Annotated in this window: 21 protein-coding genes and 2 riboswitches; of the genes, 12 read left to right on the top strand and 9 right to left on the bottom strand. The window is 72.0% G+C overall.

All coding sequences use genetic code 11. The annotated features are described in order from the left end of the window. Window positions 1-34 precede the first annotated feature (34 nt). From WHN02_RS20450 to WHN02_RS20440, 3 genes are read left to right on the top strand one after another with little or no spacing between them, the layout of a single operon-like run. Window positions 35-640, top strand: a complete 606-nt coding sequence (locus tag WHN02_RS20450) for a DUF4956 domain-containing protein (protein WP_434740314.1) — start codon at window positions 35-37, stop codon at window positions 638-640. Further along, window positions 637-1,467, top strand: coding sequence for a polyphosphate polymerase domain-containing protein (locus tag WHN02_RS20445; protein ID WP_434740313.1), 831 nt, complete (start codon window positions 637-639; stop codon window positions 1,465-1,467). Before WHN02_RS20450 ends, WHN02_RS20445 begins: the two co-directional genes overlap by 4 nt. 41 nt (window positions 1,468-1,508) lie before the next feature. Further along, on the top strand, window positions 1,509-3,527 hold the full coding sequence (locus WHN02_RS20440) for a CotH kinase family protein (RefSeq protein WP_434740312.1): 2,019 nt from the start codon (window positions 1,509-1,511) through the stop codon (window positions 3,525-3,527). Between the two features lie 268 nt (window positions 3,528-3,795). On the opposite strand, the gene WHN02_RS20435 is transcribed toward WHN02_RS20440, so the two are convergent. Genes WHN02_RS20435 through WHN02_RS20420 form a run of 4 tightly spaced genes read right to left on the bottom strand, consistent with a single transcriptional unit; the run spans window position 3,796 to window position 7,370 of the window. Continuing rightward, window positions 3,796-4,491: a class I SAM-dependent methyltransferase gene (locus WHN02_RS20435; RefSeq protein ID WP_434740311.1), complete on the bottom strand. Its 696-nt coding sequence runs from the start codon at window positions 4,489-4,491 to the stop codon at window positions 3,796-3,798. Next, window positions 4,488-5,273: an ABC transporter ATP-binding protein gene (locus WHN02_RS20430; protein ID WP_434740310.1), complete on the bottom strand. Its 786-nt coding sequence runs from the start codon at window positions 5,271-5,273 to the stop codon at window positions 4,488-4,490. The genes WHN02_RS20435 and WHN02_RS20430 overlap by 4 nt, the downstream gene beginning before the upstream one ends. Continuing rightward, window positions 5,270-6,262 carry an ABC transporter substrate-binding protein gene (locus WHN02_RS20425; RefSeq protein WP_434740309.1) on the bottom strand — a complete coding sequence of 331 codons (993 nt, stop codon included), beginning with the start codon at window positions 6,260-6,262 and terminating at the stop codon, window positions 5,270-5,272. Before WHN02_RS20425 ends, WHN02_RS20430 begins: the two co-directional genes overlap by 4 nt. A 25-nt stretch (window positions 6,263-6,287) precedes the next feature. Further along, window positions 6,288-7,370, bottom strand: coding sequence for a FecCD family ABC transporter permease (locus WHN02_RS20420; protein WP_434740308.1), 1,083 nt, complete (start codon window positions 7,368-7,370; stop codon window positions 6,288-6,290). A 194-nt stretch (window positions 7,371-7,564) separates the two neighbouring features. On the opposite strand from WHN02_RS20420, the gene WHN02_RS20415 reads away from it, so the two are divergent. From WHN02_RS20415 to htpG, 4 genes are all read left to right on the top strand, one after another. Beyond that, complete coding sequence (locus WHN02_RS20415; protein ID WP_434740307.1) at window positions 7,565-8,179, top strand: superoxide dismutase; 615 nt, start codon at window positions 7,565-7,567, stop codon at window positions 8,177-8,179. A 5-nt stretch (window positions 8,180-8,184) separates the two neighbouring features. Next, window positions 8,185-8,445: a superoxide dismutase gene (locus tag WHN02_RS20410; protein WP_350897394.1), complete on the top strand. Its 261-nt coding sequence runs from the start codon at window positions 8,185-8,187 to the stop codon at window positions 8,443-8,445. Window positions 8,446-8,545: 100 nt separating this feature from the next. Next, a riboswitch (cobalamin riboswitch) is annotated at window positions 8,546-8,765 on the top strand. A 128-nt stretch (window positions 8,766-8,893) separates the two neighbouring features. Continuing rightward, window positions 8,894-11,194, top strand: coding sequence for a 5-methyltetrahydropteroyltriglutamate--homocysteine S-methyltransferase (gene metE, locus WHN02_RS20405; protein WP_434740306.1), 2,301 nt, complete (start codon window positions 8,894-8,896; stop codon window positions 11,192-11,194). Between the two features lie 266 nt (window positions 11,195-11,460). Then, window positions 11,461-13,314 (top strand): molecular chaperone HtpG, encoded by a 1,854-nt coding sequence (gene htpG, locus WHN02_RS20400; protein WP_434744015.1) that lies wholly within the window; start codon window positions 11,461-11,463, stop codon window positions 13,312-13,314. 104 nt (window positions 13,315-13,418) lie between these two features. Here htpG and WHN02_RS20395 read toward each other — a convergent pair whose 3' ends face one another. Further along, window positions 13,419-13,712 carry a hypothetical protein gene (locus WHN02_RS20395; RefSeq protein WP_434740305.1) on the bottom strand — a complete coding sequence of 98 codons (294 nt, stop codon included), beginning with the start codon at window positions 13,710-13,712 and terminating at the stop codon, window positions 13,419-13,421. A 296-nt stretch (window positions 13,713-14,008) separates the two neighbouring features. Then, window positions 14,009-14,121: riboswitch (cyclic di-AMP (ydaO/yuaA leader) on the top strand. A gap of 17 nt (window positions 14,122-14,138) precedes the next feature. Between WHN02_RS20395 and WHN02_RS20390 the strand changes: the two genes are divergently transcribed. The 3 genes from WHN02_RS20390 to WHN02_RS20380 all read left to right on the top strand — a co-directional run bounded on the left by WHN02_RS20390 (window position 14,139) and on the right by WHN02_RS20380 (window position 16,588). Next, entirely contained in the window at window positions 14,139-14,738 is a 600-nt protein-coding gene (locus WHN02_RS20390) for a transglycosylase family protein (RefSeq protein WP_434740304.1), read from the top strand. 193 nt (window positions 14,739-14,931) lie between these two features. Next, window positions 14,932-15,978, top strand: coding sequence for a diacylglycerol/lipid kinase family protein (locus WHN02_RS20385; RefSeq protein ID WP_434740303.1), 1,047 nt, complete (start codon window positions 14,932-14,934; stop codon window positions 15,976-15,978). Between the two features lie 118 nt (window positions 15,979-16,096). Continuing rightward, window positions 16,097-16,588, top strand: coding sequence for a DUF1707 domain-containing protein (locus tag WHN02_RS20380; RefSeq protein ID WP_434740302.1), 492 nt, complete (start codon window positions 16,097-16,099; stop codon window positions 16,586-16,588). A 178-nt stretch (window positions 16,589-16,766) separates the two neighbouring features. Here WHN02_RS20380 and WHN02_RS20375 read toward each other — a convergent pair whose 3' ends face one another. The 4 genes from WHN02_RS20375 to WHN02_RS20360 form a co-directional block, all read right to left on the bottom strand. Then, window positions 16,767-16,892 carry a hypothetical protein gene (locus WHN02_RS20375; RefSeq protein WP_434740301.1) on the bottom strand — a complete coding sequence of 42 codons (126 nt, stop codon included), beginning with the start codon at window positions 16,890-16,892 and terminating at the stop codon, window positions 16,767-16,769. A gap of 34 nt (window positions 16,893-16,926) precedes the next feature. Continuing rightward, window positions 16,927-17,742, bottom strand: coding sequence for a hypothetical protein (locus tag WHN02_RS20370; protein ID WP_434740300.1), 816 nt, complete (start codon window positions 17,740-17,742; stop codon window positions 16,927-16,929). Between the two features lie 77 nt (window positions 17,743-17,819). Further along, window positions 17,820-18,410, bottom strand: coding sequence for a hypothetical protein (locus WHN02_RS20365; RefSeq protein WP_434740299.1), 591 nt, complete (start codon window positions 18,408-18,410; stop codon window positions 17,820-17,822). 97 nt (window positions 18,411-18,507) lie between these two features. Continuing rightward, entirely contained in the window at window positions 18,508-19,041 is a 534-nt protein-coding gene (locus tag WHN02_RS20360) for a DUF4352 domain-containing protein (RefSeq protein WP_434740298.1), read from the bottom strand. Between the two features lie 100 nt (window positions 19,042-19,141). Between WHN02_RS20360 and WHN02_RS20355 the strand changes: the two genes are divergently transcribed. Further along, window positions 19,142-20,791: a 3'-5' exonuclease gene (locus WHN02_RS20355; RefSeq protein WP_434740297.1), complete on the top strand. Its 1,650-nt coding sequence runs from the start codon at window positions 19,142-19,144 to the stop codon at window positions 20,789-20,791. A gap of 71 nt (window positions 20,792-20,862) precedes the next feature. Continuing rightward, window positions 20,863-22,677 (top strand): N-6 DNA methylase, encoded by a 1,815-nt coding sequence (locus tag WHN02_RS20350; RefSeq protein WP_434740296.1) that lies wholly within the window; start codon window positions 20,863-20,865, stop codon window positions 22,675-22,677. The last annotated feature ends 76 nt before the right edge of the window (window positions 22,678-22,753 follow it).

Genomic DNA, 22,753 nt, shown 5'->3' with positions numbered 1-22,753 from the left:
ATTTCCCGAAAGTTTCGGAGAAGGGGCCTACGGGATGTCACAGCTTGTCCTGTTCGCGATCGACATCTGCGCGGTGACGCTGCTCGTCTTCGGGCTGTACTTCCCCCGACATCGCCGGCGCGACCTCGTCGTGGCGTTCCTCGGGGTCAACGTCGGCGTCCTGGCGGTGGCGAGCGCGCTGAGCGCCAGCAACGTCGGCGCCGGACTCGGCCTGGGCCTGGCACTGTTCGGGGTGCTCTCCATCATCCGCCTGCGCTCCACCGAACTCGACCAGCACGAGGTCGCCTACTACTTCTCCGCCCTGGCGCTGGGGATCCTCGGCGCGTTGAGCACCACGTCGGTCTGGCTCAGCGCGGGCCTGATGGGGCTGATCATCGTGGTGATCTACCTCGGTGACCATCCCCGGCTGCTCCGCCACTACCGACACCAGATCGTGGTGCTCGACTCGGCCTTCACCGACCAGGTCGCCCTCGTGGCCCACCTGGAGGGCCTGCTCGACGCCCGGGTGCACGTCGCCACCGCCCAACGGGTCGACCTGGTCAACGACACCACGGTGGTCGACGTCCGGTACTCCACCGCCGTGCGCCGGGTCACCACCGGCGTGCCCGGCACGCCCACCCCGGTCGGAGCACACCGATGATCCCGCTGTCGATCGCCGAGCCCCTCACCGGACTGGCCCCCGTCGGGCTGACCGAACTCGTCGAACGGGCCGCCCTCCAGACCCGGATCGACCGCAAGTACGTCGTCGCGGTCGCCGACCTGCCGTACCTGTTGGGTCGGCTCCCCGCAGACACCCGGGTCCTCGACATCGACGGCGAACGGTCCTTCCGCTACGAGTCCGTCTACTTCGACACCCCCTGGCTGGTCAGCTACCACCGTGCCGCGTACCGCCGTCGACGGCGGTTCAAGGTCCGTACCCGCACCTATCTCGACTCGGACCGGTGCTGGCTGGAGGTCAAGGTGAGCGGGGCGCGGGGCAACGTCACCAAACACCGCCTGCCGTACCGGCCGCAGGACCGGACCACCGTGCGACCCGGCCGTGACTTCGTCGACCACGCCCTCCTGCGGGAGGCCCTGCACCCCAGCGCCGGGAGCCCACTGGATCCGGTGCTGGTCACCGGCTACCGACGGGTGACCCTGCTGCTGCCGGCCCCGCTCAGTCGGATCACCATCGACACCGGACTGACCTGGCACGACTTCACCCACACCCTCCGGACACCCGACCTCGCCGTGGTGGAGACCAAGTCCACCGCCGCCGCGACCCCCGTCGACAGGTTGCTGTGGCAGCGGGGGAGTCGGCCGGTCCGGATCTCCAAGTACGCCACCGGCCTGGCCGCCCTGCGTCCGGACCTGCCGGACGCGCCGTGGCGGCGGACCCTGCGCCGGCACTTCTGCGCCGTCGAACCGGCAGTGGACCCGACCCCGCCCGCCACCCCACGACCCGAACCGGAGGCATCGTGCGCCTGACCGTCCGCACCGCAGCACCAGCGAGGGGGACCCGCCGCGCGGTGACGGCAGCCGTGGCCGCCGTCGTGCTGGTGGGCGGGCTCCTCGTGCCCCACCCGCCGCTGGCCGGAGCCGAGCCGTCCGCCGCCCCCGCCGCGAACACCCCCGCCACCGCGAGCGCTGCCGCCGCCGACCTCCTGGGTGACATCGTCTTCTCCACGCCCAGCGGCACCTTCCGCCAGGAGGTGACGGTGTCGTTGAGCACCACCGTCGCCGGTGCCCAGGTCCGCTACACCACCGACGGTCGGCTGCCCACCGCCCAGTCGCCGCTCTACTCCGGCGCACCACTGCGGTTCACCAGGACCACCCAACTGCGCGCCCAGGCCTTCGCGGGGCAGACCCCCACCGGGGCACCCGGCACCGCCATGTACGTCGCCGCCACCGCCACCACCACCCACGACCTGCCGGTGGTCGTGGTCGACTCGTACGGGGCCGGTCGGCCGGACCGGGAGTACATCGACGCCGCCACCATGATCTTCGAGCCCACCGGCGGAACCACCTCCCTGTCGGCGGCCCCCACCGTGGCGACCCGGGCCGGATTCCGCCTCCGTGGACAGTCCTCCTCGACGTTCGACAAGACGCCGTACCGCATCGAGTTCTGGGACAACGCCGACGACGACGCCGACCACCCGGTGCTGGGCATGCCGGCCGACTCCGACTGGGTGCTGCGCGGACCCTTCACCGACAAGGCGTTGATCCGCGAGGCCCTCGTCTACGACCTCGGACGGGAGATGGGCCTGCCCGCCCCGCGCTACCGGTTCGTGGAGTTCTACCGAAACACCGACGCCGGTCCGGTCGGGACCGACGACTACATGGGCGTCTACATGCTCGTCGAGACGATCAAGAATTCGAAGAACCGGCTCGACCTCAAGCAACTCCGGGAGGACGACCGGACCCTGCCGAAGATCACCGGCGGGTACATCTGGAAGTTCGAGTGGATGGCCGCCGAGGAGCCCACCCTGCCCTGCACCGGCCCGGCGGCCACCTGCTGGAACTACCTGGAGGTCGCCGACCCGTCCCCCCTGCAACCCGAGCAACGCACCTGGCTGCGCGACCACATCCAGCAGTTCCACGACGTCCTACGGGCACCGAACGCCACCGACCCGGCCACCGGGTACCGGTCCTACATCGACGTCGACTCCTTCGTCGACCAGATGATCCTCAACGAGCTGAGCCGGGAGATGGACTCGTACATCCGCAGCGCGTACTTCTACAAGGACCGGGGCACCAAGATCTTCGCCGGTCCGCTCTGGGACTACGACCTCACCTTCGGCGTCGGGGGCTTCTTCGGCAACGACCAGCCCGCCGGATGGCAGTACCAGCAGGTCCGCCAGCCGGTGGCGAACGACTGGTACACCCAGTTGATGCGGGACCCGGCCTTCGTCGACCAGGTTCGGGCGCGTTGGCAGACCCTGCGACGCGGACTGCTCTCCGACGCCTCGCTGCGGACCCGGGTCGACACGCTCGCCGCGCCGCTCGCCAACGGCGCCCAGCGCAACTTCCAGCGCTGGCCCAACCTGACCACCCCGATGATCGGCTACTTCTTCACCCCCACCGCCCCGACCTGGCAGGGGCAGGTCCAGTTCCTGCGGGACTGGATGCTGCGCCGGGCGACCTGGCTGGACTCCACCGCCGGGTGGGGCGGCCCCGTCACCCCCACCCCCGGGCCGACCACCACCCCGACCGGGCCGCCCCCGCCGACCACGCCCCCGCCCGGGACGGCCGGCTGCACGGCCACCTACACGGTGACCAGCCAGTGGTCCGGCGGGTTCCAGGGCGAGATACGGGTCACCGCAGGGACCGCACCGATCCGTGGGTGGACGGTGACCTGGACCTACGCCAACGGCGAGACGGTCTCCCAGGTATGGAACGCCACAGTCACCAACCAGGGCTCGACCGTCACCGCCCGGCACCTCTCCTACAACGGGAGCCTCGCCGCAGGGGCCTCCACCACCTTCGGACTGCTCGGGTCGGTCACCGGGACGACCCGCGCCCCGGTACCCACCTGCACCGCCACCTGATCCACGGCCGGGCCCCCGACGACACGCCCTGGGGTGTGTGGCCGAGGGCCCGGCCGCGTACGCCGTCCGCCCGCCGGACATCGACCGGTGGCGGGAGTTCCGGACGTGGGTAACCAATTCCGGACCGGTCCCGATCTGATTCGCCACGCCGGCGATTCACGTGAGCCGTGGGCGACGCATTCAAGGTGTTCGACCGGTCGTCCGTGCTGAATGTAAGGAGGCGAGGGTGGTCGTCGGCTGTCGGAGTCGAGCAGGGGCGCGTACGCCCTCAGCGTTGCCCGGAGATCAGGAACTGCATCTGGTGCTCGTGGCCGGGTGCGACACCGAACCGCTGGTCCAGTTCGTAGATCGACGTCAACGGGGTGACTGTCACGTCGGCGAGCCCCGCCTGCGCCAACACCTCGACGGTCTGGTCGATGGAGGTGGCGGCGGCCAGCGGGAGCCTGGCGCGTACCTCGGTGTCGTAGTGGTCGGTGAAGTTCTCCGAGGCGTTCTCCAGCCCCTCGGGGAACCAGGTGCTGTCGACCACCGCGACGGTGCCACCCGGACGCAGCAGCCGCACCCAGTTCGCCACGGCGACGGCCGGCTCCCGCAGGGTCCACATCAGGTAACGGCTGGTCACGGCGTCGAAGGTGCCGGCCGGGAAGTCCGGGTCCACTGCGTCACCGCGCAGGACGACCGGCCCGTTCGGGACGGTGGCGGCGTGCCGGCGGGCCCGCTCCAGCATCCCCTCGGCCAGGTCGGTGGCGGTGACCCGGTGACCGAGTCCGGCGAGCACCATGGCGACCTGCCCGGTGCCCGTGCCGACGTCGAGGACGTCCGCCGGTGCCGTCGGCAGGGCCCGCGCCCAGATCGCCGCCCACGCCTCCCGGTCGGCGGCGAGCCGCTCGGGGCGCTGCTGGTAGTCGTCGTAACCCGGGGCGCGGCCGGTCCAGTAGGTGTTGATGCGGTCCTGCACTGTCATGCGAAGGCCCTCTCCTCGGTGCGTGTGTCGATGGGCTGGAACAGCAGGTGGATGGCGCCGTCGAGGTCCAGGCGGCGGATCCCGATGCCGTACACGGGCTCCAGGACCGCCGGGTCCAGCACCGTGTCGGTGGGGCCTGCGGCGGCGACCCCGCCCCGGCCCAGCAGCACGAGGTCGTCGCAGTACCGGGCGGCGAGGTTCAGGTCGTGCAGGACGACGACCGAGCAGGTGCCCAGGGTGCGGACCAGGTGCAGGATCTCGTGCTGGTACCGGATGTCCAGGTGGTTCGTGGGCTCGTCGAGCAGCAGGTGGGTGGCCTCCTGGGCCAGGGCGCGGGCGATCAGCGTCCGCTGCCGTTCACCGCCGGAGAGCTGGCCGAAGGGTCGGTCGCCCAGGTGCGCGGCGCCGACCCGGGTCAGGCACCTCGCCGCGATCTCGTGGTCGGCCCGCCCGGTGCGTTGGAAGGTCGACAGGTGTGGCCCCCGCCCGAGCAGCACCAGCTCCGCCACGGTCAGGGCGGTCTCGCCGCCGGTCTCCTGGACGACCACCGCCAGCCGACGGGCGGCCTCCCGCGCCGACAGCGCGGACAGTTCGTCGCCGTCGACCTCGACCCGTCCGGTGCCGCTGCGCAGGGCACCGTAGAGCAGCCGCAGCAGGGTGGTCTTGCCGCTGCCGTTCGGGCCGATCAGCCCGAGGACCCTACCCGGTCGGGCGGTGACGTTGACCCCCTCGATCACCGGGTTCGCGCCGTACCGCCAGGAGACGTCGGTCGCCTCGATCATGACGTCGCCTCGAACCGGTCGACGATCCGCTCCAGCCCGTCGACCGACAGCGGCGAGGGCGGCTCGGTGAAGTTGAACAGCTGGGTCAGCACGGCCCGGTCGCGTACGGCCTTGAGGTTCTGCGCGCCGGGCAGCCCGGTCAGCGCCTGCTCGACGGCGCGGGGGTCACCGTCGCCGTACAGCAGGATCAGCACGTCGGGGTTGCGGCCGAGCAGCTCCTCGACGGTGACCTCGAAGACCCGCTCCTCGACGTCGCCGAAGACGTTGCGCAGGCCCGCCGCCTCCAGCTGCGGGTGGGCCATGCTCCCCGTCCCGTACGCGTACGTGGTGCCCCCGCCGACCGTCGGGTACAGCACCGCCGCCGTACGACCGGACCCGTTCCCGACCTTGGTCCGGATCGCGGTCATCCGTTCCTTGAGCGCCGTCACCGCAGTGGTGGCCTTCGCCTCGCGGCCGAACACCCGGCCGTAGGACTGCATCTGGGCGTAGACGTCGTCGAAGGTCGGCGTGGACGTGCTGTCGGGGCACATGGCGGGCTCCTCCAGCAGGGGGATGTCCACCGCCGAGAGGGTGTCCCGGGACAGGTTGTCCACCTCGCCGAGGACCAGGTCGGGCTGCTGGCTGATCACCACCTCCTGGGAGATCTGGAGGTGGCCGCTGGTGTCGGTCTTGTCGGTCAGCAGCGGGATCCGGTCCAGGGCGGTCTGGGTGGCCGCGTCGTAGTACTCCTTCGGGTACTGCCCGGCCCGGGCGGTGACCCGGTCCAGCACCCCGAGGGCCTGCAGGTACGGCACGGCGGCGCTCTTGAGCAGGACGACCCGCTGCGGGGCGGCGTCGAAGGTGACCTCGGTGCCGCAGTTGGTGACCGTCAGGGGGTAGCCGTCACCGCCCGCCGTCGGCTCACCGCCGCCACCACCCCCACCGCAGGCGGCGACGAGCAGCACGGTGGCCGAGGCGGCGGCGGTGGCGGCCAGGCGGAGACGGGACATGACTCTCCTCGACGGGGTCGGGCGCTCAGGCGCCGGTGGCGTGCAGACGACGGATCAGGATCACCAGGAACGGCGCGCCGAGCAGGGAGGTGATGATGCCGATCGGGATCTCCTGCGGGGCGAGCAGGACCCGGGCGACCACGTCGGCCCAGACCAGCAGGATGGCCCCGAGCAGGGCGGCCACCGGCACCACCCGCACGTGCGGGGCCCCGACGATGCGCCGGGCCAGGTGGGGGACGACGAGGCCGACGAACCCGATGCTCCCGGCGGCGGAGACCAGGATCCCGACGGTGAGGGAGACCACGACGAGCAGGCGCATCCGGAACCGGTCGGGGGACACGCCGAGGGTCTGCGCCGTCTCGTCGCCGATGGCCAGGACGTCGAGCCGTCGACCGGCGACGGTCAACAGGAGGATCGTGCCGAGGACCACCACGGCGGCGATCGTGAGCAGGGCGTTCCACCGGGCCAGCCCGAGGGATCCGAGCAGCCAGAACATCACCGACCGGGCACCCTCGGCCGACCCCGAGGCGAAGATCAGGAAACTGGTGGTGGCGTAGAGGGCGTACCCGACGGCGACCCCGGCCAGCAGCAGCCGGATCGAGGTCACCCGGCCGCCGGTACGCGCGATGAGGAAGACCAGCAGCGAGGCGGCGAGCGCGCCGAGGAAGGCGCTGGTCGGCAGGGCGTACTGCCCGAACCCGGCTCCGGCGCCGAACAGGATCGCGGCGGCGGCCCCGCTGGAGGCCCCGGAGTTGATGCCGAGCAGGTACGGGTCGGCCAGCACGTTGCGCACCATCGCCTGCAGGGCCACCCCGCAGACCGCCAGTCCGGCGCCGACCAGCATGCCGAGCAGGACCCGGGGGAGCCGGACCTGCCAGACGATGGCCTCCTCCGACAGGGTCCAGGTCACCTCACCGGGGACCCCGACGAGGTGGTAGCCGATGATCCGGGTGACTGTGAGCGGGGCGATGCCGATGGCACCGGAGCCGACCGCCACCACCCCGGTCACCAGGAGCGCGACGGTGAGCCCGATCAGCCAGGCGCCCGTACGGCGTCGTCGGGTGGCGACGCCGAGCAGGTCCTCCTGCTCCTTCAGCAGGGTGGCCATCTGCGTACCCCCAGTGCGACACCGTCGTTCCTGCAAAGTCTTGGCAAAAGCTAACAGCATGATCAGGGGGGTGAAAGGGGCGGACCCGCTGTTCACTGTGAGGTCGCCCGCACGCCACCCCGCCACACCGTAGGCTCACTGTTGCAAGATACTGGCAACAGCGAAGTTTCGGCAGAACCCATCAAGGAGTGCTGATGACGGCGTACACCCTGCCCGACATGCCCTACGACTACGGCGCCCTGGAACCGGCCATGTCCGGCGAGATCCTGGAGCTGCACCACAGCAAGCACCACGCGGCGTACGTCAAGGGCAGCAACGACGCCCTCGACCAGCTCGCCGAGGCCCGGGAGAAGGGCGACTTCGGCAGGCTCGTGGGGCTGGAGAAGACCTTCGCCTTCAACCTGTCCGGGCACGTCCTGCACTCCATCTTCTGGAACAACCTCTCCCCGGACGGCGGCGACCGCCCCGACGGGGACCTGGCCGCCGCGATCGACGAGCACCTCGGCGGCTTCGAGGCCTTCGCCGGGCAGCTCTCCGCAGCCACCAAGAGCGTCCAGGGCTCCGGGTGGGGCGTGCTGGCCTGGGAGCCGCTGGGGCGGCGGCTGATCGTCGAGCAGGTCTACGACCACCACGGCAACGTCGGGCAGGGCACCACCCCGCTGCTGGTCTTCGACGCCTGGGAGCACGCCTACTACCTGCAGTACCGCAACGTCCGTCCGGACTACGTCGACAGGCTGTGGGACCTCGTCGACTGGGCCGACGTGACCGCCCGCTTCGACGCCGCCCGCGCCGGCGCACCCCGGATCTGACCGGCGTGCCGGCCCCCACCCCCGCCGTGGCGGAGCTGGTGCAACGCGCGGCCGGGGTGATCGCCGCCACCCACCGTGACGACCACGCCGGAGCCGAGGAACTCCTCGCCGCCTTCGACTCCGAACAGGCCAGGACCCTCGGCTTCCACCTCCTCGCCGACCTCCTCCTCGGCCTGCTCCGGGCACAGAGCGGACAGACGATGGACGCCCTCGTCCGGGAGCTGACACTGCTCGTCGCCGACGCCGCCCAGGCGCCGCCGACCTGACCGTCCGACCCGCGTCGGGTCCCGCCACCGCCCGGGCGGGACCCGACGCACCACAGACCCCCCACCGAGACCTCGATCGACCGGACCGGGTGCACGCCGTACGATGGTCGGCGGTGTTGGTTCGCCCCACCCACGACAGGTGTGGGGCGTCGTAAGAGGGAACCCGGTGTGAATCCGGGACTGCCCCGCAGCGGTGAGTGGGAACGACCGCCGTCATCGGCACTGGACCCGCAAGGGTCTGGGAAGCGACGGCCAGTAGGAGACCGGGTGCACCGGTCACGCCCACGAGTCCGAAGACCTGCCCGCACCGCGTACGCGTCCGCGTACGCCGCCGACGGCCCCGTGGGAGGGCCCGGGCGAGGCCGGTCGTCGTACCGTGCCCGACCCTGCCCTCCTCGATCCGTCGGCTCGCACCGCCCGGACCTCGAGGGAAGGAATCCCAGGCGTCATGACCACACCGTTCGGTACCAGTACCGTCCTCGGCTATCCCCGCATCGGCCCGCACCGGGAGCTCAAGAGCGCCCTGGAGGGCTACTGGGCCGGCCGCGTCGACGCGGCAGCCCTGGACACCGTCGCCGACGACCTGCGCGAACAGACCTGGCGCACGCTGCGCGACGCCGGCCTGTCCGCCGTACCGTCCAACACGTTCTCCCTGTACGACCACGTTCTCGACGCCGCCGTGGCGGTCGACGCCGTACCGCAGCGGTTCCGTCGGCTCGGTCTCGACGAGCGGGACACCTACTTCGCCATGGCCCGGGGCACCGCGCAGGAGCCGCCACTGGAGATGACGAAGTGGTTCGACACCAACTACCACTACCTCGTCCCGGAGATCGGCCCCGAGACCGTCCTCACCGCCCGCCCCGGCAAACCCCTGAAGGAGTACGCCCAGGCCGAGGCGCTCGGCATCACCACCCGCCCGGTCCTGGTCGGCCCGGCGACACTGCTCCTGCTGGCCAAGCCGACCGACGACGCCCCCGAGGGGTTCACCCCCTTCGACCGGCTCGACGACCTCGTCGACGTCTACGCCGACCTGCTCGGCGCCCTCGCCGACGCCGGTGTGCCCTGGGTGCAGCTCGACGAACCGGCCTACGTCGCCGACCGGACCGACGCCGAGACCGACGCGCTCCGGGCCGCGTACACCCGGCTCGGGACCCTGACCCGCCGCCCCGCCCTCTTCGTCGCCGCCTACTTCGGGGAGCTGGGGGAGGCCCTCCCGGCCCTGCTGGACACCCCGGTCGAGGCGGTCGGCCTGGACCTGGTCGCCGGTCCCGCCGACCTCGACCGGCTCGCCGGGTACGGGCCGATCCCCGGCCGGACCGTCGTCGCCGGCCTGGTCGACGGGCGTAACGTGTGGCGCACCGACCTGCGCGCCGCAGCCGCCGTCGGGGCCACCCTCACCGGCCTCGCCGACACCGTGGCCGTCGCCACCTCCTGCTCCCTGCTGCACGTCCCGGTCGACCTCGCCGCCGAGACCGACCTCGACCCGCAGGTCCGCGACCGGCTGGCCTTCGCCCGACAGAAGGTCGACGAGGTGGTCCTCCTCGGCCGGGCACTGCGCGACGGAGTCGCCGCCCTGCCCGCCGCAGCGCCACCGGCCCCGGCCGGCTGGCGGGACGACGCCGTCCGCGCCCGCCTCGACGCCCTCCGCCCCGAACACACCCGGCGGGGTCCGCACCCGGACCGGGCCGCCGCCCAGCAGGCCCGCCTGGGACTGCCGCTGCTGCCCACCACCACCATCGGCTCGTTCCCGCAGACCGACGAGGTCCGACGGGCCCGCGCCGAACACCGGGCCGGTCGCCTCGACGACGCCGGGTACGCCGACCGGATGCGCGCCGAGATCGCCCGGGTCGTCGCCGAACAGGAGACCCTCGGCCTGGACGTCCTCGTCCACGGCGAACCGGAACGCAACGACATGGTGCAGTACTTCGCCGAACACCTCGACGGGTTCGTCGCCACCGCCCACGGGTGGGTGCAGTCGTACGGCTCCCGCTGCGTCCGACCGCCGATCCTGCACGGCGACGTGTCCCGCCGGGCGCCCGTCACGGTGGGCTGGTCGAGCTACGCCCAGACCCTGACCGACCGGCCGGTCAAGGGCATGCTGACCGGCCCGGTGACCATCCTCGCCTGGTCGTTCGTCCGCGCCGACCAGCCGCTGTCGGAGACCGCCCGGCAGGTCGCCCTCGCCCTGCGCGACGAGGCCCGGGACCTGGAGGCCGCCGGGATCCGGATCGTCCAGGTCGACGAGCCGGCGCTGCGGGAACTCCTGCCCCCGCGCCGCCGTGACCACGAGTCCTACCTCGACTGGGCGGTCGCGGCGTTCCGGCTCGCCACCAGCGGGGTCGCCGACGCCACCGCCATCCACACCCACCTGTGCTACTCGGAGTTCGGCGAGGTCCTCCCCGCCATCGAGGCCCTCGACGCCGACGTCACCAGCATCGAGGCGTCCCGGTCCCGGATGGAGATCCTCGACGACCTCGCCACCGTCGGCTACACCCGTGGCGTCGGACCCGGGGTCTACGACATCCACTCGCCCCGGGTGCCCGACCACGACGAGGTGACCGCAGCGCTGCGGCGGGCGGTGGCTGTCGTACCCGCCGACCGGCTCTGGGTCAACCCGGACTGCGGGCTCAAGACCCGCAGCTACGACCAGGTACGCCCGGCGCTGGCCGCCCTGGTCCGGGCCGCCCGGACGGTCCGTGCCGAACTGCCGTCCACCGCACCGGCGGACACCGCAGCCGGCCGGGCCTGACCGACGGCACCGCCGACGGGGTACCCGACCCCGTCGGCGGTGCCCGGCCGTTCTCCCCGCCTCGAAGGGTGTGAGAAGGGTGCCCCTGTCTACCGCAGGCGTCAGGAAGGGGCCCCTCCTTCGCGGGGGTGCTGACCGGACAGCGACGGCGGGGGAGCACGCCGTATCCTTTTGCCCGTTACCGGGCAGCACTGCGGGAGGATGACGTGAGTAATCGGATCGAGACGCTGGAGTTCCAGGCGGAGACCCGGCAGCTGCTTCAGCTGATGGTCCATTCGATCTATTCGAACAAGGACGTCTTCCTGCGGGAACTCATCTCCAACGCCTCCGACGCCCTGGACAAGCTGCGTCTGGAGTCGATGATCGACAAAGACCTCCAGGTCGACACCGGTGACCTGCACGTCGAGCTGGTCGCCGACCCCGAGGCCCGGACGTTGACGGTCCGGGACAACGGGATCGGGATGTCCCGCGACGACGTGGTCGCGCTGATCGGCACCATCGCCCGGTCGGGCACCGCCGAACTGCTGCAGAAGCTGCGCGACAGCCGTGACAGCGCCGCCTCCCAGGAACTGATCGGCCAGTTCGGCGTCGGGTTCTACGCCACCTTCATGGTCGCCGAGAAGGTCACCCTGGTCACCCGGCGGGCCGGGGAGACCGAGGGGACCCGCTGGGAGTCGACCGGCGGCGGCACGTACGAGATCGCCACCGTCGACGACGCCCCGCAGGGCACCTCCGTCACCGTGCACCTCAAGCCGGAGGACAGCGAGGACAACCTCTTCGACTACACGGCCGAGGCGAAGATCCGGGAGATCGTCAAGCGGTACTCCGACTTCATCTCCTGGCCGATCCGGATGACCGTGTCGAGCACCGGCGAGGACGGGGCGGTCACCAGCGAGGTGCAGACCCTCAACTCGATGAAGGCGCTCTGGGCGCGCCCCCGCGACGAGGTCGCCGAGGAGGAGTACCGCGACTTCTACCGGCATGTCAGCCACGACTGGACCGACCCGCTGGAGACGATCCACATGCGGGGGGAGGGGACCTTCGAGTACGAGGCCCTGCTGTTCATCCCCGCGCACGCCCCGTACGACCTGTTCATGCGGGAGGGTCGGCGCGGGGTCCAGCTCTACGTCAAGCGCGTGTTCATCATGGAGGACTGCGAGGCGCTGATCCCCAACTACCTGCGCTTCGTCAAGGGTGTGGTGGACGCGCACGACCTGTCGCTCAACATCTCCCGGGAGATCCTGCAGCAGGACCGGCAGATCCAGGTGGTCCGCCGCCGCCTGGTCCGCAAGATCCTCTCCACGGTGAAGGACCTGAAGGCCAACAACGAGGAGAAGTACCGCACCCTGTGGGCCGAGTTCGGTCGGGCGCTCAAGGAGGGTCTCCTGGAGGACCCGGACAACCGGGACACCCTGCTGGAGATCGTGTCGGTGGCCTCCACCGACGACCCGGCGGAGCTGACCACCCTCGCCGGGTACGTCGAGCGGATGAAGGACGGCCAGGGCGACATCTACTACGCCACCGGTGAGTCCCGGTCGATGATCGAGAACTCCCCGCACATGGAGGCGTTCCGGGCCAAGGGCTACGAGGTGCTCATCCTCACCGACCCGGTGGACGAGGTCTGGGTGGAGCAGGTCGGCCAGTTCGACGGCAAGGCCCTGCGCTCCATCGCCAAGGGCCAGGTCGACCTGGACACCGAGGAGGAGAAGAAGGAGGCCGAGGCCGAGCGGGAGCAGCGCACCCAGGAGTTCGCCGGTCTGCTGACCTTCCTCACCGAGAAGCTCGCCGAGAACGTCAAGGAGGTCCGGCTCTCCTCACGGCTGACCACCTCACCGGCGTGCGTGGTGGGCGACGCGTACGACATGACCCCGACCCTGGAGAAGATGTACCGGGCGATGGGTCAGGAGGTTCCGCCGGTGAAGCGGATCCTGGAACTCAACCCGACCCACCCGCTGGTCGCCGGGCTGCGTACCTCTCACGAGCAGGGTGAGGACCCGGCCGCCCTCGTCGAGACCGCCGAGCTGCTGTACGGCATGGCGCTGCTGGCCGAGGGCGGGGAGCTGACCGACCCGGCCCGGTTCACCCGGCTCCTGGCCGACCGGCTGGCCCGTACCCTCTGATCTTTTCCGGTCAGACGTGTCTCGCGGGCCGGTGTTGCCGCACCGGACCCGCGAGACGTCACGGCCCGACGCCGGGCGGGGTCACCCACCCGACGTCGTGAGACTCAGGCCGCCGCGACCGAGCCGGGGTAGCGGGGCGGCGCCGCGACCGCGGCCAACGCGGGCCGGTCGGCGTGCTGCTGCTCCTGCTCGGCCGGGTACGCCAGCTGCAACGCCCGCCGCGCCCACGTGTACGCGGCGCACGGCTGCGGGCCGTCGGCACACTGCAGGTTCCGGCACTGCCCCTGCGCGGCATCCCGGTGCTGCTCGGCGACGACGATCGCCTGCCGCCACAGCATGGTGTCGGTCACGCCCGCCGGCACGGCGTCGCGCCGGTCGGATCCGATGGAACTGGACATGAGCGGCCCCCCTCGTACGCGATGTCCCCTTAACCCTCACCACTGAACCCCTGTTCTAACCGTTCCGGCCCGTCACAGTTGGGTGACGGTCGACACGGATGCCCTGGTCAGAGGTGTGTGAAGGCGCAGAATGCCGCCTGAGCGGCGAGTTCGCAACCCCGCCCCGTGTGGCCTGGTGAACAACCTCACGCAGCGTATGCACCCGCCCCGGGCCACCCCTACCGTCATACGGGTCCGCCGACGCGGACACCGCCGCCGGAGTACGCCCAATCCATGCCCCCGGCTCCGCGGAACACTCCACCACAGGGCATGGAGCGGGGGACCCAGGTTCCACGGTGCACGTCACCTCGGGGTGAAGCCGCCCACCGGCGGCCGGGCTCCTCGGCCCGAACCCGACAGCTCACCTCGTCGGCGTGGAGGAACCCCATGGCAACTCGACACACGTCCCGCGCCCTGCGCAACCCCCGACGGATCCTCGGCACCCTCGCCGTCGGTGCCGTGACCGGCCTCGCCGCCGTGTTCGGCACCGCCGCCCCCGCCCAGGCCGACAGCGTCGACTGGGACGCCATCGCCCAGTGCGAGTCCGGCGGCGACTGGAGCATCAACACCGGCAACGGCTACTTCGGCGGCCTGCAGTTCGTCCAGAGCACCTGGGAGGCGTACGGCGGCCTCCAGTACGCCACCCGCGCCGACCTGGCCACCCGCGCCCAGCAGATCGCCGTCGCCGAGCAGGTCCTGCAGGGTCAGGGCATCGGTGCCTGGCCGACCTGCGGCCCCCTGGGCGGCCCGGTCTCGCCCTCGGGCGGGTCGACCTCCGCCGCCGACGCCGCCGCCCAGCGCGCCGAGCAGCCCGCGTCGCGCAGCACCGACCGGGACACGTACGTCGTCGAGGCCGGTGACACCCTCGTGAAGATCGCCGCCGCCCACGACGTCACCGGCGGGTGGCAGGCTCTGCACGAGCGCAACAAGGACGTCATCGGCGACGACCCGGGCCTGATCATCCCCGGTCAGCGGCTCACCCTCTGACGTCGAGGCGAAACCCGGCCGGGGCGCACCTCCCGGCCGGGTTCCCCGCCGTCCTTCCCGCCGACTCGTCCCCGCCCGTCGTACCGGCCGGTCCGGTCCTCCGCCCGCCGGTGTGCCGGGTTTCGCCCCCGGCGCTGGTATCTCCAGGGTGGACACGCGTAGTGACGTCGCCGGTGGGGTACCAGCGACCACCATGAGCACGAACACCCTGGACGAGCGCCCCACGGACCCGGCCCGCCCCGACCCGACCGCCGACCCGGCCACCACCGATCCGGCCGCCACGGACCCCGTCGGCACCGACCCGGGCAGCGCCGACGCGGGCGGCACCCTTCGGGCGGGCGGCGCGACGACGCTGGGCACCGTGGCCGTCGTCGCACACCGCAAGAAGACCTTCGGCGGCGGGCTCGACGAACTCCGCGCCGCCCTGGTCGGCGCCGGGATCAAGAACCTGCTCTGGTACGAGGTGCCGAAGAGTCGCAAGGCGCCGAAGAAGGTCCGTAAGGCCCTCGACGAGGGGGCCGAACTGGTCTTCGTGTGGGGCGGCGACGGTACCGTCCAGCGCAGTGCGGACGCCATGGCCGGATCCGGTGTCCCGATGGCCGTCCTGCCGGCCGGGACCGCCAACCTCTTCGCCACCAACCTGGGCATCCCTACCGACCTGCCCGAGGCGGTCAGGATCGGTCTGCACGGCCCACGTCGCACCGTCGACCTGGGCAAGGTCAACGGGGAACACTTCGCGGTGATGGCCGGTGCCGGGTTCGACGCCGAGTTGATCCGTGACGCCGACCGTAACCTCAAGGGCCGTCTCGGCCGCCTCGCCTACGTCCTGACCGGGCTGCGGCACGTGCGCGGCGAGTGCGTCCGGACCCGGATCAGGATCGACGGCAGTGACTGGTTCGACGGTGAGGCCAGCTGCGTGCTCTTCGGCAACGTCGGCACCATCACCGGCGGCATCCCCGCCTTCGACGACGCCCGCCCCGACGACGGTGCCCTGGAGGTCGGGGTGGCCACCGCCAGCGGCGCTGTCGACTGGGCCCGCACCCTCGGCCGGATGGCCGCCGGCCGCTCCGAGGAGTCCCCCTTCGTTCGGATCACCCGGGGACGCACCATCAAGGTACGCCTCGACGCCCCGAGGACGTACGAACTCGACGGGGGTGCCCGGGGTGAGACGAACCGCCTCAAGGTGAAGGTCGTCCCGGCGGCGCTGACCGTCTGCTGCCCGGAAACTCAACAGGCGTAAGGCATTCCCCGTCCAGGGGGTGTGGGCTCGACGGTGTCTCCTGGCTAGGCTGGGCCGGCCCCCCGGTGATCATCAGGGATCACCGGGGTGACCGGCGACGGAGGAACAGGATTCACCGATGGATCTGAACGAGCGGGTGGGCACGGCACAGCGGACCCAGGTTCTCGACCTGCTGTCGCAGGCACTCGAGCAGGGCTACATCGACCTGGCCGACTACGAACGCCGGATGGCGGCGGTCCACAGCGCCACGGTCGTCGGCGACCTGACGGGGCAGGTCGCCGATCTGCCCCGTCAGTTTCACTGGCACCCGCAGCAGACCTCCGCCGCCACGCCGAACCCGCAGGTCACCGTCGACCCCGAGCAGCGCACCCGGACGATGACGATCGCCGCGGTCGCGCTCGGCGGGTTCTCGGTGGTCGCCTCCCTCTGCGCGGGCGTCGGCGCCCTGTTCGGAGTGGCCGCGATCCTGCTCGGCCGCCCCGGTCTCAAGAGCGCCCGCAACCACAACCTCGCCCTGACCGGCATGATCCTCGGCGCGGTCGGCATCGTCTTCTCCATCTGCGCCATCGGCATCCTCGTCTTCGGCGAACCGATCCCCGACCAGTCCTGACCCGCCCAGCCCGACACGCATCACCGCCGGAACCCCGCCCAGGCGCGTCACCGTCAGAACCCCCTTCCGTCGAGGATCTTGGAAGTGAGTGGCCCCTATGAGGGTCGATTCCTACCGAGATCTGGCAGCGTGTGTGGTCTCGCCCAGCGGATACGAGGTCGACGCCAGCGCCGGACTGTCAAGGGGCGTCGCAGGAGCCGCGTCGGGTGGGTGTGAAACCGGGACCGGGGCCGATGTCGGCGAGACGGCCCACGGCCGTCGGCAGGGAGGCGGTCCGGTCGGCGGTGCGGTGGTTTCTGATCATGGTTCTGCTCCGTTCGGGTCGGTTGACGGGTGGTTCAGTCCGCGACGGCGGTGTGCCAGTCCCGCAGGAACGCGTCGACCAGGCCGTACGCCCGGGCGTACGGGTCGAACCGTTCCTCGATGCTGCGACGGGCCAGGTGGGACAACCCGTCGGCGGCTTCGTTGAGCGGGTGCCCGGAGTGCGCCCGGACGTGCCGGAAGCGCAGGTCCGGACGGGTGCCGACCAGGCGGGCGAGGCGTACCAGGGTGGGCGGTGCGCCGTTGCGACGAGGACGGAGGCTGTACCCGTCCGGCATGAGGTGGATCCCGTCCTCGGCGCGCTGCCACCGGTCGAGGAAACGCAGTGCGGGCAGGCTGTCGACCAGGACGGTCAGGCCGGGCGGGACGGTGCCGTCGGTGAGCAGGTACTCCACCGCCCGCAGCTCGTCGACGAGCACCCGGGACGGTCCGGTCGGGTCGAGCCGGTCCCGCCGTCGGCCACGTAGCCCGAACCGGCCGTCGCCGGTCACGTACCCGATGCCGCCGCAGCGACGCTTCCAGCTCGCGTCGGTCGCGGCGACCGGCCCACCGCGCCGACCCGCCCAGCGGGCCACCCGGCCGCGCCCGCCGCTCGGCCCCGTCACCTGCGGGTGGGTGTGCCCGGCGGCCAGCAGCTCGGCCGTCTCGATCAGGTGCACACTGCCGGACATCTCTTCGTAGCGGGCGGCCAGCAGGGCCGCCTCGACCGGGTCGGCGATCCGGCGGCACTCCTGACAGCCGGTTCGGGACAGGTACGGCCGTAGGACGCGGACCCGGTCGGACAGTCCTACCGGGAGCAGCCCGACGGTCTCGTCGAACTCGTCGAATCGCACGGTGCCTCCTCGCACGTGGTGAAGGGGTCGCGTGGTGACACGGGTCGCGTGGTGAAGGGGTCGCGTGGTGAAGGGGGTCAGTACTCGGACACCGACGTCACGACGGCGGTCAGCCGGTCACCCGAGCGGGCCGTGCTCGTCGACTCCTCGCTCTCCACGGAGGCGGAGGATCCGGTCACCTCGAAGGTGTTCACGATCGGGTCTTCGGCACCCTTGACCTGGTAGGTGACCTCGTAGGTGGTCGAGGGGTCGAGCTCAGCGCCGGTGTAGGTGACGTCGACCCGGAAGTCGACGTTGCAGCCGGCGCTTCCGAAGCACTGCTTACGCAGCACCTTGACCTTGAGCCGGAAGTCGTCCTTCGTCGGCGTCCCGTACGCCGCCACTGTCGGCGTGGGCAGGGGCGGGGGACTGGTGGTGGCGGCCACGGCGCTGGTGGGTGGTGTCGTGGTGGTGCTCGGGCCGGGTGTGGAGGGTGCGGCCGTGTCGGCGGTGGTGCCCTCACCGATCGGGGTGCGCGCGCCGATCAGGGTGCCGATGCCGATTCCGGCGGCGAGGGTGACGGCCAGCGCGACGCCGCCGACCACCAGGACGCGGGGTTCGAGCCGACGACTGCCGGCTTCTGCGACGGACCGGGGCTGCGGGGCGACGTCGTCGGACGGTTCGACCATTGGCTGACTCCCTTGTGGACTGAGGAGGAGTGGTGATCCGGGGCGGGCGGCGGGCGTCCGCCCCGGATCGTCTGCGGAGGGCTCCGGCGGGGGCGGGTCAGTTCAGGGAGACGGTGACGCCGCCGGAGAGGAAGGAGTCGTGCAGCTTCACCTCGGTGAGCTTCACCTTCTTCGGTACGTCGAAGACGATCACGCCGGTGACCCGGTTCCCGGGGTTGATCTCGTTGAGGAAGGTCTCGGCCTTCTTGTTGGCGTACAGGGCGGCCTCGGTGTCGGTGGAGTACTCGGTGCCCTTGGCGTCGTACGCCTTCTGGCTGCTGCCGTCGAGGAGCTGGGCCTGCTTGCCGATGTTCTCGACGGTGAGTTCGACAAGGCAGTACTGGCCCTGGGCGGTGGCACCGAGCGGCCCGGAGCCGACCTTGTCGACGCCGCACTTCGCGGACGTGACTGTGAACTCGAACTTGCCGTCCCGGGCGGGTTCACCGATGGCGGCGACCTTCCGGGTGTCGGTACCGCCTCCGCCGGTGTCGGTGCCGTCGGCGGTGCCGCTGACCTCGCCGGTCGCCCCGGCTCCGCAGCCGAGTGCGACGAGTCCGGCGGTGGTCAGGGCGAGCAACGTGGTTCTGCGCATCAGTCAACCTCCGTAGCGTTGTGTGGCGGACTCAATGAAAGCATTAGCTGTGAACAGTGTCAACGGACATGGCGTTTGACGGGCATGGCACACTGCTCACGTGTCGATCTTCATCGCCGGCCACCTCACCCGGCAGCCCGGAACCGACCCACGGACCGTCACCTTCGCCTTCGTGGACGTCGAGACAACCGGCACCGACCCGGACAGCGGGGCCCGGATCTGCGAGATCGCCGTGGTCCGGATGCGCGGCGACGGCGTCGTCCTGGACGAGTACGCGACACTTGTCGACCCCGGGGCGCCGCCCCCGACCGGCGAACCCGACCCGAACCCCGAACTGGACGTCACCGTCGCGCCGACCTTCCCGGAGATCGCCGACGACCTCCTGGCCCGGCTCAGCGGGGCGATAGTGGTGGGCCACAGCCTGGCCTTCGTCGACAGGTTCCTCAGCGCCGAGTTCGACCGCCTCGGCCTCGCCCTGCCCCCGGTCCCCGGGCTCTGCGCCCAGGTCACCGCCCGACTCCACCTCGATCGGGACGACGACGGGCTGACGGAGCTGGCGAACCTCCTCACCGGGGAGTGGCCCAGCGCGCTGCCCTCCGCCCTCGGCGTCGCCCGCGCCATGGCCGGTACGCTCGCCACCCTCGTCGGCACCGCCCCCGAACCACTGTCCTGGCGGGGCCTGGCGGCCACCTCGCTACCGGCGCAGCCCCGGGCGACGCCTGTCACCCCCCGGGTGGTGGGCCTGCGCAAGGGCAGCGACGGGTGGCTCGCCACCCTGACCGCCCGACTCCCGTACACGGTGGATCCGCCCCGACCGCGACCGGACGGGCTGCGCGAGTATCGGGCGGGGCTCGCCCGGGCCCTCGCCGACGGCCGAATCGTCGGCGACGAGGCGATGGAACTCGCGGACCTCGCCGGTCGGGCCGGGCTCACCCAGTCGACGGCCTGGCAGGTGCACGAGGAGTTCCTCGTCGTGCACCGCGCCCACGCCGAGTCCGACGGCGTCGTCACCGCCACCGAGCTGCGGGAACTTCAACGAGCGGCGAAGGAACTCGGGGCGACGTACCTGATCCGGGACCTGGAGGAGGCGGCGGCGGCCAGCCGGGCCCGGCGCGAGGCCCCGCTGCGGGGGTGGCGGGTCCTGCCCGTCGGCGACTCGCCGGGGGTGACCGCCGCCGTGGACCTCGCCGTCGAGCACGGGGCCACCGTGGCGGTGAAGCTCACCAAGACCGTCCGGCTGGTGATCACCGACAGCGACGCCGCCGACCCCCGCCTCGCCCGGGCGGGCACCCTGGGCGTACCGGTCCTGACGGCCGCGCAGGCCACCACCCTGATCGCCGAGGAGGTCGCCACCCCCGGCACCGACCAGGCCGGGTCGAACGGGATGGACACCGGCGACGGCGCGCACGGCCCCCGGTGGCACGAGTTCTGGCGACCCCGGGAACTGACCCCGACGGAGTACCGCGCCCGGTTCGGCGAGACGCTCACCCTCCCCGCCGGTGCCCCGATGGCCGCCGCCCGGCCGACCGCTGCTGTCACCACCGCCGTCACCGTCCCGATCTCCGTCGACCCGGCAGCCGCCGGTCGGCCCGCCGTCGGGGGTTCTGCCGCCGGGCGTCCCGCCGTCGGTCGGGCGTCGGCGGTCCACACCACCACCGCGCACGCCAAGAGCGGGTGCGCCGTGGTAGCGCTGCTCGCCGGTTCACTCCTGGTCGGCGCCGTCGAGCTGGTACGGAACCTGGTCTTCTGACCCGCAGCCGCCGCTCAGATGTGAACTGCGTCAACGGGCTCGATGCTTGACGGGTGTGGCACACTGCGGAAATGCAGGGAAGCCCGTCCATCACCGCAGCGGAGATCGCCCGACTCGCCGGGGTCGGCCGGGCCGCCGTCAGCAACTGGCGCAAACGGCACGCCGACTTCCCCGCACCGGCGGGCGGCACCGCCACCAGCCCCGAATTCGACCTCCACCAGGTCGAACAGTGGCTCCGCACGCAGGGAAAACTCCCCGAACTATCCACTGTCGACAGACTCTGGCACCACCTCGACCACACCCCGGACACCGCCCCCGCCGTCCTCGCCGCCGCCGGAACCCGCCTCCTCGCCCGACACCGGGGCGAACCCACACCCCCCGCCGACCCGCGCCTCGGCGACCACACCCCGACCGTCGACGCCCTCGCCGACGAACTCGGCCCCCGCGTCGCCTTCGACGAACTGTGGCAGCGCTTCACCGCACCCGGCCCCGGAGGGCGTACCGCAGTCACCCCCGACCCCCTCGCCGACCTGATGGCCGCACTCGCCGACGTCACCGGCGGCACCGTCCTCGACCCCGCCGCCGGCACCGGAGCGACACTGCGCGCCGCCGCCCGCGCCGGCGCCACCGCCGCCCACGGCCAGGAACTCGACCCCGACGCCGCCCGCCTCGCCGCACTCTGGCTCGCCCTGCACGACACCACAGGCGAGGTCCACCCCGGAGACTCACTACGGGCCGACGCGTACGCCGGACGCACCGTCGACGCCGTCGTCTGCCACCCGCCCTTCGGGGCCAGCAACTGGGGACACGACGAACTCGGGTACGCCCACTGGGAGTACGGCACCCCACCGCGTACCGAACCCGAGTTGGCCTGGGTCCAACACGCCCTCGCCCACCTGCGCACCGGCGGGCACGCGGTCCTGCTCATGCCCCCGGCAGCGGCGAGCCGACGGGCCGGGCGACGGATCCGCGCCGAACTCCTGCGCCGGGGAGCGCTCCGCGCGGTCGTGGCACTCCCCGCCGGGGTGGCCGCCCCGCACGGCGTACCCCTGCACCTGTGGGTCCTGCGGCGACCCGCGCCCGACGCGCCGCCGCCCGCGCGGACCCTGCTGGTCGACACCGCCGACGGCGAGGACCTGACCACCCTGGCCGCCCGGGTCCTGACAACCTGGAAGGCGTTCACCGCCGACCCGGAGGCCGACGTCGAGCAGCCCGGCTTCGCCCGCGCCGTGCCGGTGATCGAACTCCTCGACGACGACACCGACCTCACCCCGGCCCGCCGCCAGGCCACCGCCGAGCCGGCCCGCACCGGCGAACACCTGATCCGCACCCGCGACCGGCTCGCCGTCCTGGTCAAGGAGCTACCCGCACTGATCCCGCAGGACGCCCCCACCGCCGACGGCGAGACCGGCCCGACCGTCACCGTCGCCGAACTCTCCCGCACCGGCGCCCTGGAACTGGTCGGCCCGAGCCGGAGCGGTAACACCGAGGTCCCGCTCGCCCCGGGCGACGTGCTCGTCCCGATGCTCGGCCGGCAGCTCACCCCCCGGGTGGTCACCGCCGCCGGTGAACAGTTGGGCCGCAACGAACACCTGCTGCGTCCCAACCCGGCCGCCCTGGACCCGTGGTTCCTCGCCGGCCAGTTGCGCACCTCGACCAACGAGAAGCAGACCTCCAGCCTCTCCGGCACGCTGCGGTTCGACATCCGCCGAGCCCAGGTACGCCGACTGCCGCTGGCCGACCAACGCGCCCAGGGCGAGGCGTTCAAACGCCTCGACGCCTTCGAGTCGGCGTTACGCGAGGCGGCGACGCTGGGGGAGGAGCTGATCCAGCTCGCCGCCGACGGCCTGGCGAGTGGCACCCTGCGCCCGAACCGCGACCTCTGACGGCCACCACGGTGGTCAGGTGAAGACGGCGGGGTCAGGCGGGATCGGCGGGGGCCACGACGTCGTGGGTGGGCGA

Source organism: Micromonospora sp. SH-82, from assembly GCF_051132485.1.
In the GTDB taxonomy this organism is placed as follows: Bacteria; Actinomycetota; Actinomycetes; order Mycobacteriales; family Micromonosporaceae; genus Micromonospora.
The sequence above is the reverse complement of the archived record's forward strand: the minus strand, read 5'-3'. Positions and strand labels throughout refer to the sequence as shown.